Source organism: Synechococcus sp. H55.11, from assembly GCF_047462475.1.
Taxonomy (GTDB): Bacteria; Cyanobacteriota; Cyanobacteriia; order Thermostichales; family Thermostichaceae; genus Thermostichus.
Genome location: NZ_JANSJI010000325.1, coordinates 1 through 12,300 on the forward strand (window position 1 = coordinate 1; position 12,300 = coordinate 12,300).

Annotated in this window: 8 protein-coding genes and 1 tRNA gene; 6 read left to right on the forward strand and 3 right to left on the reverse strand. The window is 62.1% G+C overall.

All coding sequences use genetic code 11. From position 1 onward, the window contains the following. From NW853_RS12830 to NW853_RS12840, 3 genes are all read left to right on the forward strand, one after another. Positions 1–1,040 (forward strand): spermidine synthase (locus NW853_RS12830; RefSeq protein WP_414349200.1); only part of this gene is annotated, 1,040 nt, incomplete at its 5' end. A gap of 145 nt (positions 1,041–1,185) precedes the next feature. Further along, positions 1,186–1,809: an NADPH-dependent FMN reductase gene (locus NW853_RS12835; RefSeq protein WP_414335151.1), complete on the forward strand. Its 624-nt coding sequence runs from the start codon at positions 1,186–1,188 to the stop codon at positions 1,807–1,809. 179 nt (positions 1,810–1,988) lie between these two features. After that, entirely contained in the window at positions 1,989–4,868 is a 2,880-nt protein-coding gene (locus tag NW853_RS12840) for a GAF domain-containing protein (RefSeq protein ID WP_414335150.1), read from the forward strand. A gap of 10 nt (positions 4,869–4,878) precedes the next feature. Here the strand turns inward: NW853_RS12840 and NW853_RS12845 are convergent, their stop codons facing one another. Next, the gene (locus NW853_RS12845) at positions 4,879–5,850 is read right to left on the reverse strand and encodes an energy-coupling factor transporter transmembrane component T family protein (protein WP_414335149.1); all 972 of its coding nucleotides are present in this window, start codon (positions 5,848–5,850) and stop codon (positions 4,879–4,881) included. Positions 5,851–6,006: 156 nt separating this feature from the next. Here NW853_RS12845 and NW853_RS12850 point away from each other — a divergent pair, with 156 nt between their 5' ends. The 3 genes from NW853_RS12850 (at position 6,007) to NW853_RS12860 (ending at position 9,143) form a co-directional block, all read left to right on the forward strand. Then, entirely contained in the window at positions 6,007–7,170 is a 1,164-nt protein-coding gene (locus NW853_RS12850; protein ID WP_414335148.1) for a GuaB3 family IMP dehydrogenase-related protein, read from the forward strand. Positions 7,171–7,204: 34 nt separating this feature from the next. Continuing rightward, a tRNA-Val gene (locus NW853_RS12855) sits at positions 7,205–7,276 on the forward strand. Positions 7,277–7,562: 286 nt separating this feature from the next. Then, entirely contained in the window at positions 7,563–9,143 is a 1,581-nt protein-coding gene (locus NW853_RS12860) for an iron uptake porin (RefSeq protein WP_414349202.1), read from the forward strand. A 127-nt stretch (positions 9,144–9,270) separates the two neighbouring features. On the opposite strand, the gene NW853_RS12865 is transcribed toward NW853_RS12860, so the two are convergent. Together NW853_RS12865 and NW853_RS12870 are read right to left on the reverse strand one after the other, a co-directional pair. After that, a complete protein-coding gene (locus tag NW853_RS12865) occupies positions 9,271–10,110 on the reverse strand; it encodes a DUF6671 family protein (RefSeq protein ID WP_414349204.1) in 840 nt (279 codons plus the stop codon). A 67-nt stretch (positions 10,111–10,177) separates the two neighbouring features. Next, positions 10,178–11,884, reverse strand: a complete 1,707-nt coding sequence (locus tag NW853_RS12870; RefSeq protein WP_414349206.1) for a SulP family inorganic anion transporter — start codon at positions 11,882–11,884, stop codon at positions 10,178–10,180. Positions 11,885–12,300 lie beyond the last annotated feature (416 nt).

Here is a 12,300-nt window from a genome sequence, read left to right on the forward strand (position 1 = left end):
GGGTGGGCCTGTGGCTGGGGCTGGGGTTGCTCTTGCCCTTGCTGCTGTTGCGCTTTCGCCTGCCGGCGCTGCTTCACCGCGGCTCCGCCGTGGGCTTAGCCTTGGGGTGGGCGGTGCTGGTGTTCACAGGAGAGGGCAAGAGGGGATGGCTGCGGCGGCTGGGGACGATGGCAGGGTTGGTTGTGCTGCTGGGGCAACCCTGGCTGATGCCGGGACTGCAGGTGGTGGCCAGCCAGCGCAGCGCCTTTGGCCTCAACCGAATCGTGGAATACCAGACCGAGCAGGGATCCTTCCGCAGCCTTCTGCACGGCACCACCCTACACGGCAGCCAAAACCTGGATCCCCAAAAGGCCCTGCAGCCGCTGACCTATTTCGCCCGGTCTGGGCCGGTTGGGCAGGTGTTTGCGGCGTTTAGAGCTCAGGCTGCGGCTCTCCGGCCCGCCATTGCGGTGTTGGGGCTGGGGATCGGCACGTTGGCCGCCTACGCCCAGCCGGGGGATGAGTGGACGTTTTTCGAGTTGGATCCCACCGTGGCCGACTGGGCGGGCCGCTACTTCTCCTATCTCGATTGGGCCAGCCAGCAGGCGCAGGTGCAGGTCATCCTCGGCGATGCCCGCCTCAGCCTCCAGAGGATCCCAGCGGGCAGCTATGACTTGATGGTGATGGATGCCTTCAGCTCCGACGCCGTGCCGGTGCATTTGCTGACCCTAGAGGCCCTGACCCTCTACCTAAGCAAGCTCAAGCCCCAGGGTTGGCTGCTCTTCAACATCACCAACCGTCACCTCAACTTGGCCCCCGTGTTGGCCGGCCTGGCCGGATCCCTGCAGCTCCAGGCTTGGCAGCAGGCCCACCGGGATCTGTCCTCTGACCAGCAACAAGCAGGGCTGGCCCCCTCCCACTGGGTGCTGATGGCCAACAACCCTGGAGCTCTGCAGGGCTGGCAGCCCCTTCTGCCCCAAGCCGGAGATCCGGTCTGGAGGGATGATTTTTCCAACCTGCTGCAGGTGATCCGTTGGCCCCAGATCCCCAGTTCCGAGTAGGAATCGGACTGTTCTCGCCACGCGACCCTTGGGCGAATGCACCAGCCTTAGGCAGCCCCGCAGCTCAAACAATCTTTACAACGCAGAGTTGGTATGAGTTATGATTGTTTGAAACGTAACTAATGCCTGCTCAGGAGCTCAGCTCATGTCTCCTTCAACTTTGCAAGCCCTTACTGTCAATTCGCAAGCCGTCATGGCTGAAGCCTCTGGGGCTCGTTTCGTGGCCATCGGCGGCAGCTTGCGGCCCAATTCCTTGACTTATCAAGCGCTGGAGGTGGCGCGGCGCGAGTTTGAGAAGCTGGGGATCCCCTTGCACATTCTCGATCTGCGGCAGATGAAGCTGCCCTTTGCGGATGGCTCGGAATCCTACGCGGACTATCCTGATGTGGCGCTCTTGCAGGCGACCATGAAGCAGGCGGATGGGATCCTCTTGGCCAGCCCGGAGTACCACGGCGGCATCAGCGGCAGCCTGAAAAATGCCCTGGATCTGTTGCGTTTTGAGCACCTGGAGGGCAAGGTCTTCGGGTTGATCAGCGTTTTGGGCGGTGAGAGCAACAGCAACACCCTCAACCAGATGCGCTTAATTGTGCGTTGGGTGCATGGCTGGGCGATCCCGGAGCAAATCGCCATTGGTCGGGCTTGGAGCGCTTTTGACGAGCAGGGCAATCTCAAAGACGAGAAGCTACAACAGCGCTTTCAACACTTTGTCCACAGCTTGGTGACCCACACCCACAAGTTGCGGGGGATCCCAGTAGTAAGGCCTTCCTGAATACCTGCAGGCCCTGGCTGCCCCTGTTGCTACCCAGCCCCTCAGCGGGGGGTTATAGTTATTCCCAGCCAGTGCAAGTCCTTTGCATGGCTCTTTGGCCAACTTTTTGGCAAAGAAGAGGAGGAGTTGAGAAGGTTTTATAGGGCATTGGCTAACCTGCAGAATCAATCCACACGGGTATGGTTCAGTCTGTTCCCCCTTATTCCGATAGAGCTGGATCCCTGTCTCCCTGGGTAGCTCTGCAAGTAACCTTGCAACAGATGCGGGAGCAGAGCGATGCCAACGCCCTCATTCAGCTCACGCTGGAGTATGTCAGGGCGGTGTTTGGGGCGCCGCTGATCTGGCTTGCTCTTTACGACTATGCCAATCACCAGTTGGTGGGCCAAGGGGGGGTGACCCTGCGGGAAGACGATCAAGCGCTCTTGCGAGCTCTGTATCCCCTGCAGCCGGGGGAGATCCTGGAGCAGGTGGTGATCGAACAGCGGCCCATCAGCGTGCCCGATCTTTCCCAGGAGCCGCGCATGGGCCTTTGGCAGCGGGAGGCCAGGCGCCTGGGCGGGATCCAGGGCTGCTTCATCTATCCCTTCTCGGCGGTGGGGCGGCGGCGCTGCCTGGGGATCCTGATGCTGGGATCCCAGATGTGGGGAGTTACCACCCGCGAGGACGAAAAGGCCCTGCTGGGGATTTTGCTGGGGCAGTTGGCGGCCTCGCTGCAAGAGCTAGAAAACGCTTGGCAACAGCAGACCGAAAAGCGCCTTGAGGATCTACTTCTGAGGTTGGGAACGGCGATGCGCCAGGCGGGATCCCTGCAGGAACGGGTCAGCCTGGTGAGGCAGGAGCTGCAGACGTTCCTGGGCGCCGTCCATATTCAGGTGTACTGGCACGAGCGCAGCCAGGGGCGGTTTGTTCCCCATGGAAGCGCCGCTAGGCCCAGCCAGCCACCCACTCCTGCCCCCATGTCCAGAGAGGCCAAAGCGGGAGCAGCGTCGCCAAAAGATGGCGGCCTTTCGCTGCGGGAATTGGGGGACATGTACTACACCCTCACCGATGGCCAGGTGGTGGTGGGCGGCACGGGGACGACCCGCTCTGAGGTTCCCCCCAAGCTGATGCAGCAGTTGCGGGCTCAGGCGGTTTTGGCGGCCCCGATTTTGCTGGAGAGGGATCTGCTGGGGTTTATCTGGGTGCAATCGGAGCTGCCCCGCACCTGGCAAGCGGTGGAGCGACAGTTGGTGGCCGCTGCCGCCAATGGGCTGGCCTTGGCCGCCCCCCTGGAAAATCTGGATCGCCGCATTCGCCAGTTGGCCGACGACCAAGAGTTTGTCCACCAGGTGGGCCGTTCGCTTTACAACCCGGCAGAGCTGCAACAGGCTCTCCAGCAAGCGGTGGTTGGCCTGGGGCAGCGCCTGAAGGCCGCTGTGGTGGCCGTGTTGACGGTGGATCCCGACAGGCCCATCCCCCGCCTCTTCTACGAGCACCGCAGCGAAGGCAAGCAGGCTTTGCCGCCGCAGTTTAGCCCCTTGAGCGAGCAAGACTGGCAGGATCTGCTGCGCAGCGAGGTGGTGGTGGCAGAAAACTACGACCAAGATCTGCGCCTGCTCTCTTGGCGGCAAGAACTGGCCCCTCTGGGGGTGCGCTCCCTCATGCTCACCCATACTCGGGTCGGCGGCGCCGTCAGCAACGCTGTCTTTCCGGAAGGGCTGCTCCTGGTATTACACCCCCAGCTACGGGCCTGGAGCCGGGAAGAACGGCAACTGCTGCGCGGGATCGCCCAACAAGTGGGGTTGCTCCTGCGGCACCTCCAATCGGAACAACAGCGACAACGGCAAGAACAACTGCTCAGGGGCCTGATCGCCACCTGTCTGGCCCTGCAAAACCTGAACACCTCGCCCGTTGGCGACAGCAGTATAGAGTCCTTTCTCTACACCACCACCGCTCAACAGACGGCCCAATTGCTGGGGATCCCGTTGGCTCTCGTAGTCAGTTGGCAGCCGGGGGAGAGCCGGGCCCAGTTACAGCCGCCCTTTGCTGCTGCCCCTGAGTTCTGCCCCAGCGGAGCCACCGAGATCGACCGCCAGGATCCGCTGCTGGCTTATGTGCTGCAGGCGGGGGAGCCCCTTCAGCTTGCCCAAGAAGAGATCCCGGCTGCCAGCCGCACCTGGCTCAATTCTGCCGGCCTGGGATCCTGGCTGCTGGTGCCCTTGGGCGAGACAGATCCCTCTCTGCCGGAGCCTCTGGGGGTTTTGATCCTGGGGGCAGAGGCAGGTAAGGTTTGGGATCCCGACGAGCGGGCGGCTGTGATGTTGATCGCCCAGACCTGCGCTTGGACGCTGCGGCGCTTGCTTTGGATGCAAACTTTGCAAGAGCAGCAGGAGGTGCTCAGGGAGTTGAACTGGTACAAACACCGCCGCCTGCTAGACCTACAGAATGCCCTCCTGGACGGCCTGCGCCGCTTGGGTCAGGTGCCGGAGATCCCCGGCGACGAAGCCACCCGCTGGCAAAAAGTGGTGGAGATCGGCAAGGGGCTGCGAGAGCTGACGGTCTCCACAGAGCCGTTGTTGCAGGCGGAAACCTGGCAGATCCAGCCACAGTTGCAGTCGGTATCTTTGGCTACTTTGGTGCGCAAAAGCCTGCGCCGGGTGGAGGGCCTGACCCAAAGACGCAAGCTGTGGCCGCGGGCCCATGGGGACATGAGTCTGGCCATCCAGGGGGATCCCGGACGCCTGGAGATGGTGCTCTGGGAGCTGCTGGTGGCCGCCGCTTTGCGCAGCCCGGAAGGGGGGCGGCTGGATCTGTGGAGCCAGGCTGGCGAGGGCTATGCAGAGCTGCTGGTGGTGGATCAGGGCAGCTTTGACCCTCACCTGGCAGCGGCACTTCAGTTGGAGCCGGAGCGGGTGATCTACGCGGATCCTTTGCTCAAGTCGCCTTTGGCGGCCAGCCCCGGCCTGGAACTCAGCTTATGCCAACGGGTGGTGCAGCGGATGGGAGGTCAGCTCTCCTTCTATCTGTCTGGGGATGGGCGCTCCGTTTCCCGACTGCTCCTGCCGCTGAGCCCAGCGTAGAGCACAGCCCTCAGGAAGACAAGATCCTCAGCAGCCAAAACAGGGGCAAGAAGGCCAGCACCCCTCGATCCAGCCGCCGCAGTTGTAGGCGGTGCCAGCGCAGGGGATGGTCGGGGCCGGTCAGCCCACGGGCTTGCATGGCCATGGCCATCTGTTCGGCCCGCAGGAGCAAGTTTTCAAAAAAGCGCTCCACCAGGGCCAGCAGGGTTTGCATCCCGCCCCGAAAACTGAGGGATCCCCAGCGCACATCCCGAGTTCGCACCGCCCGCACCAGGTTTTGCACCTCCTCCATCACCAGCGGCAGAAAGCGCAGCGCCAAGGTGAGGGTGAGGATCACCTCCGCAACCGGCCATCCCCAGCGCTGGCAAGGTTGCAACAGTTGGCCGATCCCAGCGGTGATCTCCTCTGGGGCGGTGGTCAGCAAAAACAAGTTGGTGGCATAGAGCAGCGTAAAGATGAGGGTGCCCAGCCGCAAGGCCACCGACAGAGAACGGCGCGACACCTGAAAGGTTCGCCCCAACAGGGACAATTGAACCAAGCGGTAGCGATAGGGCGTTGGCCAGGCACGGGTTTGCTCGCGCCAGGCGCGGTCTGGGGATCCCTGTTCTGCAGCCAGGTGAAGGCTATCGCGAACGCCGGGGATCCCGGTCAGCCCATAGCCCACCACCTGCACATCCTGCCGCTGCGGCTGCGGAAAGACCCCCAACCCATCTGGGGCCAAGCTGGTGATCCCAAAGGTGAGCAGGCTGAGAGCCAACACCAGAGCGAGTTGGCCTGACCAAACCCGGCGCGGCAGACGGGCTGCCACCGTCAAGAGCAAGAGAAGTGCCACCACCGCCAGGCGCCAGCCATTGCCGGCCAAAATGGGACTGAGCAGGAAGCTGAGCAGCCAGGCCAGCTTCACGCGCGGATCCAGGCAATGTAGCCAGGTGCGAGGCTCTTCCAGATAAATCCCCAGCGGGGCATTGCGCAGGATATCCACGATCGGGCAAGCGGGAAACAGCCTATCTATGTAAGCTACCCGACTCCGACCGCTGGGCGGTATTCAAATCACGGCCAAGAGAACACAACCCTCACTAGCCTTGGATCCCCCCTTGGCGGCATGATAAGAACGAGGGATCCGCAGAACAAGGCAAAAATGGACGTGCAACTGGGCCGCAATCGGCAGGCAAGACGCGCTTATGGGCTGGATGAGATCGCGCTGGCACCAGGCAGGCGAACTCTGGATCCCAGCCTGGTAGACACCCACTTCACTCTGGGAGGGATCCAACGGCCCATCCCCATCATCGCCAGCGCCATGGACGGCGTGGTGGATGTCAAGATGGCGATTTTGCTCTCCAAGCTGGGGGCGATGGGCGTGCTGAACCTGGACGGGATCCAAACCCGCTACGCGGATCCCGACGAGGTGCTGGATCAGATTGCTGCGGTCGGCAAAGACGAGTTTGTTCCCCTGATGCAGCGCCTCTACAGCGAGCCCGTCAAGCCGGAGCTGATCCAAGAGCGCATCCGCCAGATCAAAGCCGCCGGCGCCATTGCCGCCGCTAGCTGCGTGCCCGCCCATGCGGCTGAATATGGGCCCCTAGTGGCGGAAGCAGGCGGAGATCTCTTCTTCGTCCAGGCCACCGTGGTTTCCGTCCATCACAAGGTGCCAGAGGGCATGCAAAAGCTGGATCTGGCCGCGTTCTGCCGCTCCATGCCCATTCCCGTGGTGCTGGGCAACTGCGTCACCTACGATGTCGCCCTGGAGCTAATGCAAGCGGGAGCTGCCGGCGTCTTGGTGGGCATCGGCCCCGGCGCTGCCTGCACCTCCCGCGGCGTGCTGGGGGTGGGAGTACCTCAGGCCACCGCCATTGCCGACTGCGCTGCCGCCCGCGACCAGTTCTTGGCCGAAACCAGCACCTACGTTCCCATCATCGCCGACGGCGGCCTGGTGACCGGCGGGGATATCTGCAAGGCCATCGCCTGTGGGGCCGATGCCGTGATGATCGGATCCCCCTTGGCTCGCGCTCAGGAGGCGCCCGGTCGCGGCTTTCACTGGGGCATGGCCACCCCCAGCCCCGTTTTGCCCCGCGGCACCCGCATTCGCGTGGGATCCACCGGCACCCTGGAAGAGATCTTGCGCGGCCCCGCCCGCCTGGATGACGGCACCCACAACCTCTGGGGTGCCCTGCGCACCAGCATGGCCACCCTGGGCGCCGCCAACCTCAAGGAAATGCACCAGGTGGCGATCTGCATTGCCCCTTCCCTTTTGACCGAGGGCAAGGTGTACCAGAAGGCGCAGAGCCTGGGCATGGGGAAATAGCCCCTCAGGAAATGCTAGACTCAGGGAGCCGAGGGGGCGGTTAGCTCAGCGGTAGAGCGCCTGCCTTACAAGCAGGATGTCACTGGTTCGAGTCCGGTACCGCCCATCCCCGCCTTAGCCCGTGGCTCAGCTTCAGGATACACCCGCTAGCCAGGGCCGGATCCCTGAGGTAAAGTAATGGGTATAGGGCCTGGAGCGTCTGCCGCCCTTGAGCATCGCATTGAGTCTCGCTCAAAAAGTGTGTAAAGTGGTAGACGATGTAAGACAGGGCTGTACTATGTTCTTCTAGAATTCGCAACTGTCAGGCTCGCTCTAGAGTTGGGCAGTTGGGCATCGCTAGGAGACGTTGCCACAGCTAAACAGGTGTGAGGACAAAAAACAAGGAGAGAAACATGCCCGCGAAACACACGAACTACTGGAAAACGCTGCTGGCTGGCACCCTGGGTGCAGCGGCAGTCTTAACCCCTGGAGTGGCCTATGCCCAAGCTACAGGGCCTGTCACCTCCATCTCTGAGCTTTCCGATGTGCAGCCCACCGACTGGGCATTCCAGGCGCTGCAATCGCTGGTCGAGCGCTACGGCTGTATTGCCGGCTACCCTGACCGCACCTTCCGCGGCAACCGGGCCATGACCCGTTTTGAGTTTGCCGCCGGGATGAATGCCTGCTTGGATCGCATCAACGAGCTGATCGCCGCCGGCCTGGCCGACAAGGTTTCTAAGGAGGACTTGGCTACACTGCAGCGGCTGCAGGAGGAGTTTGCCGCCGAGCTGGCAGCCCTGCGGGGACGGGTAGACGCGCTGGAAGCCGACGTAAATGACCTGAAGGGCAAGGTCTTCAACCCGGTCACCAAGCTGAATGCCCAAGTGATCACCGCTGTCCTGGGCAGCGCCCTCACCGACGACCGGGTGGTCAACAACAGGGTGGTGGCCGAGCAGAATCAGGCGAACATGACCCTGCCCTACCGGGTGCGCTTGAACTTCGACGCTTCCTTTGCTGGGCGTGACCGTCTGCGCATTCGTCTGCAGGCTCGCGATGCGGTAACCACCTTCTTCGCAGGGGATCCGGGCGTTGGCTTCCAAGGGGGTGGTGGTGGCACCTTCACACTGGCCCAGTTGGTCTATCAGTTCCCTGCCTTTAACCGCGCTGCCACCATCTACGCCGGCATCACGGGCACGGGGGTGTCCAGTGTCCTGCAATACAGCGTCCCCTTCGATGCCCTCTCCGACTTTGCCGACCTCCCCAACTCCACGGGAGATGTGCCCAGTGGCACGCTGTTTGGCTTCCGCTATCGCCTCGGCGACCAGTTTCGTCTGGCCTACGCCTACAGCACCCGCGGCGGCCAGACCTTGGGCAGAGGTTTCGGTGACAGCGGTTTGACCGGTAACGACAGCGCTCACACGGTGGAGCTGGGCTTTCTGCCGACGGAAAATCTGGAGCTGTATTTGCAATTTGCTTCCACCTATCTGCAGGACGCTAGCCGCGGCCCCGGTTTCCTGGCTACCGGCAGCAGCCTTTTCCGCGGTCCGCTGCGCCGGAATGACGTCACCCCCTCGGCTCGGGTCAATGCCTTTACAGTGGCTGCTAACTGGGAGCTGAGCCCCCGCATTATCCTGTCCGGCTGGTTTACGGCGGGCAACGTTGACTATAACCTGCCCAATGTGGTGCCGGCTGGCACCATCGATCCCGGCGATGAAGACTTCAACGGGTTCTTGCTTGGTTTTGCCTTCCCGGATCTCTTCATTGAGGGTGCCAAGGGTGGTGTAGTCTTCGGTCAGCCGATTGTGACTACAGACAACGATGGGGTTTGGGATACTCGGCCCTTCATTGTGGATGTCTACTACAGCTTCCCAGTGAACGAGTACATTACCCTGACGCCCGCCGCCTACTTTGTGAGCAATCCCAATGGGGGCAGACCAGGGGACAACGACCCGACCATTGGTGTGGGTGCTCTGCGGGCAGTGTTCACCTTCTAATCCCTTGTTCTCCCGCCTAGGTTAAAAACAACGGAGGGATCCGCCGCAGCGGATCCCTTTTTTGATGGGAAGTTTCCCAAGCCTTGCCCTGGAAGACATCGAGCAAGTTGGAGCGGGCGCCGGGAAGCTAGGGGTTACAAAAGGCGCACTGAGCCGGATCTGCCCAGGTCTCTGCCACAGGCTCGGTGTGGGTGTGGGAACAGCGGGCACAGCCATACACCCACGCCTTGGTTACAGGGGTGGGGGCACCACACTGGCCGCAGGGCAGCCCCGAGATGGAACGGATGCGCCAGTAGCCGGGAGTGCCGCAGGCGGGGCAGAGGCTTTGGGCTTTGGCGATGAGGTTTTGGGTGGCTGCCGCAATCACCTGCAGGCGGGTTGGGTTGTACAGGGCCCGCATATCGGTTTCCAGGTGCAGCCCTCCCTGGCGGGCCAGCAGCTCCTCCACCACCTGCTTTAGGGTTGCTTCGTCTTGGATCCCTTTGTGGATAACTTGGGGCTTTTCCGGCCGGTCGAGGGCGATCAGGCCGTGCTCGGGGAAACCTACTTTTTGGGCAAAGTCGAGGGCTTCTGCCCAGCTCTGCACCCAGCGATGGCTGAAATTGGTTTGCACGCTTTCTGCGTAGCCCACCAGCTCCAAGGGATCCGCGTCAGGTTCAAAAACCTTGAGCATGACCCATTCCTGGTTCCAAGGGATCCAGGGAAGCTGGGGGTGGGGGCCGAAGGATCCCTCGCTGGCCAAAACCAAAGAGGCAGGATAAGCTTGGCGGGCTCTCTCAATCTTTAGGCGCAGGGTGTGGATGGGATCCCCCGGTCGGGGCCGCTCCCGTGAGAAGGTGCCCAGTTGGTCGGTGTCGAGAGGTATCACTTGCACCTGGATCCCCAGGTGTTGGGCCAAGAGGGGGCCAATCACTTGCTCCTTGCGATGCAGGGTTGCCAAGTAGGCAACCCGACCTTTCCATTGCATAGACTCAGGCCCGACCCCGATCCGGCAAACGAAGTCTACAGCTTTATTGTTGGGCTCATCGGATGGCTCAAACCAGGGGACTGGGTTCTGCCGCCAAGCCCAACTGGGCGACGGCCTCGGCCAAAGCGGCCTCCCGGCTCTCCACAAACCGCTCTGCCGGCAAGGGCAAACGTAGGCTTTCCAAGCGCTGTCGGATCCGGCTCCTGGCCCCGACAATCCACACCTGCTTGCCGCGATCTAGGGCCTCACGAATGGCATTTTCCAGAGAGAGCGTCGCCGAAACCCCCAGCATCGGCACATCCGACAGATCCACCACCAAAGCTTGGCAAGAAGCCACCGCCTGGTGTTGGCGGGAAATGGCCTGGGAAACCCCGAAGATCATCGGGCCGCTCAGGTAAAACAGCAGCACCTGGCCGCGGCCCTGGCGCAGCAATTCCTTTTCCCGCGGCGTGAGATCCACCGCATCATCCGCATCGGTAATGGCTTTCACCTCTTCCGACTGCAGCTCGCTCAAGCGCTGGATGGTGAGCAAGTTGGCCACAAACACCCCCACTCCCACGGCAGCGATGAGATCCACGAACACCGTCATGAACATCACCCCGTACATGATGGCCGCCCCTTTGAGGGAGAGGCGGTGGGCCCGCTTCAGGAAGCTCCAGTCGAGGATATCCACCCCCACCTTAAAGGCGATCCCCGCCAGCAACGCCATCGGGATCCCTTGGGTGAGGGGAGCGGCAAACAGCACCACCATCAAGAGGATGAGGGCGCGGGTGATGCCGGCTAAAGGGGTACGCCCACCTGACTGGATATTCACCACCGTGCCCATGGTCGCCCCTGCTCCCGGCAAGCCCCCCAGGAAGCCGGAGACCAGGTTGGCGATCCCCTGCCCGATCAGCTCTTGGTCAGAGTCGTGGCGGGTGCGGGTGAGGTTGTCGGCAATCACCGCCGTCAAGAGGGTGTCGATGCAGCCCAGCATGCCCAGCACCACCCCGTCCAACACCAAGCTGGCCAAAGATGAAAAGGGCAACTGCGGCCATTGCACCTGAGGCAGGCCGGTGGGAATGGGGCCAATGCGCCGCAAATCCCAGTCAGCCATGAACCAGTTGGCCACCAGCGTTCCCAGCACCAGGGCCACCAACTGGGGCGGCACCGCCCGTCGCCAGGGCTTGGGATAGAAAAAGAGGATGGCCAGCGTCAGCAGCCCCAACCCCAGTTCCGGCACCTTGAGGTTAAGCAGGTAGGTCGGCAGGTTCTGCACCGACCCGATCACTCCCCCCTGGCTGGCGTGGCCCAACAGCGGCGGGATCTGCAGCAAAATCATGATCCAGCCAATTCCCGACATAAAGCCGGAGATGACGCTGTAGGGCATGAGGGTGATGTATTTGCCCAGCTTCAGGGATCCAAACAAAATTTGAAACAGGCCCCCCAGCATGACCACGGTGAAAGCTGGCCCCAACCCCTGATCCGGATAGCTGGCGGTAACCTTGGCAACCACCGCCGTCATCATCACCGTCATCGGCCCGGTGGGCTCGGAGATGAGGGTGGGGGTACCGCCAAACAGGGCGGCAAAAAAGCCCACACACACCGCCCCATACAAGCCCGCCACCGGCCCCGCCCCGGAAGCCACCCCAAAGGCCAAAGCCATCGGCAAGGAAACAATCGCCGCCGTCAGCCCGCCGAACAGATCCCCGCGCCAGTTTTCTAGGCTTAGCCGCCGCTGCCAATCCAGAAATCTCCTACCGCCGGCCTGCTCTTCTTTCGCTTGCTGCAGCATGCTCCACCGCTCTCGACACTATGTAGGTAGGCTACCATTGAGCGTTACCATAAAGACTAGACTAGAGAATAGATTTCTATCTATAAGTTTCTTCAGGGATCCCCTTTCGGCGCCGAGTTTGGGAAACTCTCTCTGCCAAGCAGAGCTGCCTGCCGACAGCCGATCTACCCCAGAATGGTAGACTAGAAACACCTGGATTTGGGGTTACTGCCCTAGGTTGCCGACTGTTGGCGGGCAACAACCTTCTGACCTTGCACCCTGCCCGCGCCCAAGCCGACCGGGATCCCTCACCTCTACCCCCACCCCATGAGCGACAACGAATTGACCGCACGCATCATCTCCACCGATCTGCAGCGGGAGATGGCGCAGTCCTACCTGGAATACGCCATGAGCGTGATTGTCGGGAGGGCTCTGCC